The following is a 3,294-nucleotide window of genomic DNA, read 5'->3' as shown; positions in this document are numbered from 1 at the left end:
CATCCGTCGCGGTCTACGGGGCTAACGATATGGCACCGTGGGGACACATGTATGTCAATCCTGGTCTAACAGAGCCTAATGGAATGGGTGTCGCCGTTCCTAAGCTTAAAGGAATTGCCCACAGCGTTGCCGCTCGCATCGAACACATGCGCCTCGTAGCCCTCCTGGGACCCCGGCAGGGTGAACTTAAACGTAAACGTCAGATCCTTATCATTCGCATCCTTAGTGGGTGCAGTAAGACCATCATCTGCTGTCACGGTCTTAGTCACTTGCAGGCGTGCCACGCGACGATCGGTATACTGCACACCCGTTGCCGTGGTAAAGAGATGGTTGAGCTGGAGCGTGCCCAAGTCAGTACGGGTCTTGGAGGCATCGTCTATATATGCTGAATCGTTTTCTTGATAAAGAGCCATGCGGTTTACGCCCGTGTCCGCATAGATAGTAGCCAGCTTGTTGTCGCGCTTGCCACCGTCCTCGACATAGCGCAGGACGGTCTTGGCACCTTGCGTCGTCTTGTCATAGCGCATATGCATCCAGTTGTCCGTAGGACTTGTCGGGCCCCATGTCAGGCTTCCGTTGGCGTCAACGGCCGCACTCTGCAGCTTGCCCTTAATGTGCGTAAGCGTGTTGTCGATGGAATCGGGAGAGCCAAACTGCGCCAGGGAAGCAATCAGCGAACCCGGGCCGCTCATGCTGAGCACACCGTCGCCTTTCTTGCCGGCGTCCACATACACACCCGAATCGTCCACGATTACCTTGGTGATGGTGTTGTTAATCTCATGGCCATCCGGGCTTGCAGACTCACGCAAGTAGTACGTGCCCTTGATAAGGGGCGCATGATTATTCGAATCGAGCGGGAAGCATGCAGCACCCTCAATGTCATACGGATAGGTCATGCCATTTGCCTTCACGGTGTCATACGGCTCGGCACCGGGCTTGATGGCATACGTGCTGGGGCTATTGCCAGTAACGTCCTTGGCCTGGTACAGCTGAAACGTCGCGCCGTTCACGGGCTTGCCCAGGTCGTCGACCTTCTGCACAAACAGACGATTCTGGACGTTGGTGAGGTGGATCACCGTAGAGAACTGCCTGTTTATCGTTTGATATTTGACCATAGAGGTGTTGCCGATGGTTGCCCCCGCCAGAGACGATGCAGTGGTGTGATACACCGCCACGGTATATTCGGACTGGGACTTATCTTCCAACATGGCGGCGTACTTTTCGATATCGCCGGGCAGCGACCTGACCGTCACCACATAGTCGCCCTTGGTGTTGACGCCAAAGACGCTCGTGTCCGCCGATTTAGCAGCCTCGACCGCGCCCTCAATGCCGTGTTTGGAGCACAGCTTATAGCCATCGAGCGGGTTGCCCGTGACCGGCGTCCGCGCGTCTTCGCTTGTGTGTTCCTCGCCCGCACCGGTGAGCTTGAGCACGACGGCAAAGGTCGTGCCCGAGCTAATGGGGTTATTCTTATTGTCTTTTGTTTCTTTATTAAGAGAAATGGTCTCCTTGGCAGCCAGATAGCCACCGTTCAGCCACATGCGGCTGCCCGTCCATTGCGTTGTGCCGTCGGCCATGGTGACCGTCGTTTGCGGTGCAACCACCACACCACCCGAGCCACTCGCCGCAGCTTGCTTGTACTGCAGGTGCAGCTCGCCTGGCGTTGCGGTGGTCGACGAGGTCAGGCTCGAGCGGTACCCCTCGGGCAGGCCTGTCTCTTTGAGTACAAAGTAGTCGTGCCCGTCGGCATGCTGGTTATCAAATGAAAGGACGGAGCCGTCCGACTTCAGAAACACCAGCTGGCCCTTATCGTCCGTCGTGCCCTGAGCGATGGGATCGCCCTGCGCCTTCCAGTTGGCATCCGACTGATACAGAGCAAACTCGGCACCCTGGACTGCCTCGCCGTTTTGGTCGACCTTCGCGACCTCGGACGACGGCAGGGTGGTGAGGTTGAACTTAAGTTTCATGTTCGATGCGCCCGCGCCGCGCTCCAGATAGAAGAAGCTCAGTGTGTGCTTGGTGCTGTCGCTGAAGGTGTTAGGGGAGTTAATGGAAAAGTTGGAGACATCCGCACCGGCGGCTTCGTACATCGCCCTGATGGTGGTGTCTTGAATGGTCTTTTCGGGATCATTTGCGTTGTCGACATGGCCGACATGCACGTCGCCGGTGGCGAAGTTGATCTTGAGCGTCGCCTTCTCGTGAATGCCACCCAGATCGCCCACGAGTACGCCATCGATGTACACCCAGACGTCGTCGTCACCCGAGAACTCAAAGACCATATCCTCGCCTTTGGTGGTCTTGCCACCGTTAGGCTGGACAAACTCCGTGGTCATGGACATGCCAAAGTGGTGGTTAAGGTTCGTGCTTCCATCAATGATCTGCTTAGGGGAGAGGCTGTTGCCCATCTCATCAAAAACCTTTTCAGCCGAGTCAAAGGGGAAGAACTGGCCCAGATTGGTTTCGCTACTCGCATCGCCCTTATATACGCCCGCCTTATCGTAGACGTCAAAGGAGTTGGTCGTGGGGTCATACACGGCATAGTTACCGTCAGAGCCGTACGAGTCGTAGACGTAATAGCCATTCTGGAGCTGGAAGAGGCCTTTCACGTCGTTGTAGACAGCCTTACCATTCTGCTTATCGTTATTAAAGAGATAGGCCAGCGATTCATCGGTGCAATCGCCTTTCGTGCCGTATGAGGTATAGGTGCCGGCGTTGATCGCCGGATAGCCATTTACCAGCGTGTTCTTTACAAAAGAAAGGCGTCCAAAGCCATCAATGACGCTTCTGCCCGTCCACTTGTTAATGCCCGTGCCGCCACCACCATTGAACTTGAGCTGGTGATCTTTGTTGATGCCAGTGTTGTTATTGCCATTTTTGTTGTTTATGTTGACGGACTTATCGTTGTCGCCGTTCACGACCCAGTAGTCGAACAAATTGACCGTAGTGCCGGTGGGATTCACCGTCTGCACGGTGTGGTTGCTAAAGGGAACTGTCTGGTCGGCCGACGCACTCGTCGCACCAAACAAGAGTGCACACGCCGCCAGCGGGACGGTAAAAATCCTCAGGACACGCTTTGCGGTATTGGTTTTCTTGCCAAAAGGCTTTAGCATTTCTCGAGCTCTCGCACACACGCGATTCATGAAGGCCCTCCCAATCCATGAGGACGGCAAGAAACAGCTCATTGTATGTGTGTCGTCGTCCCCATCGATGCAAATATACGCCCCATTACAGTCTGAAATAGGCCATCGATAAATTTCGATGGCGAGCATTCGGCGCATTGCCTACGATACGGGC

The 3,294-nt window shown here is 55.2% G+C and carries 1 protein-coding gene; it reads right to left on the bottom strand.

All coding sequences use genetic code 11. The features are described from left to right. Window positions 1–65: 65 nt before the first annotated feature. The gene (locus tag ABHT90_RS09910) at window positions 66–3,110 is read right to left on the bottom strand and encodes a SpaA isopeptide-forming pilin-related protein (protein ID WP_346982396.1); all 3,045 of its coding nucleotides are present in this window, start codon (window positions 3,108–3,110) and stop codon (window positions 66–68) included. Window positions 3,111–3,294: the final 184 nt, after the last annotated feature.

The organism is Collinsella aerofaciens, from assembly GCF_039758815.1.
Lineage (GTDB): Bacteria > Actinomycetota > Coriobacteriia > Coriobacteriales > Coriobacteriaceae > Collinsella > Collinsella aerofaciens_BP.
This window is presented reverse-complemented; position numbering and strand designations above follow the sequence as displayed.

Bases quoted from the DNA above. Each gene is read 5' to 3' on its own strand.
- ABHT90_RS09910 (WP_346982396.1), bottom strand. From the start codon at position 3,110: ATGCTAAAGCCTTTTGGCAAGAAAACCAATACCGCAAAGCGTGTCCTG.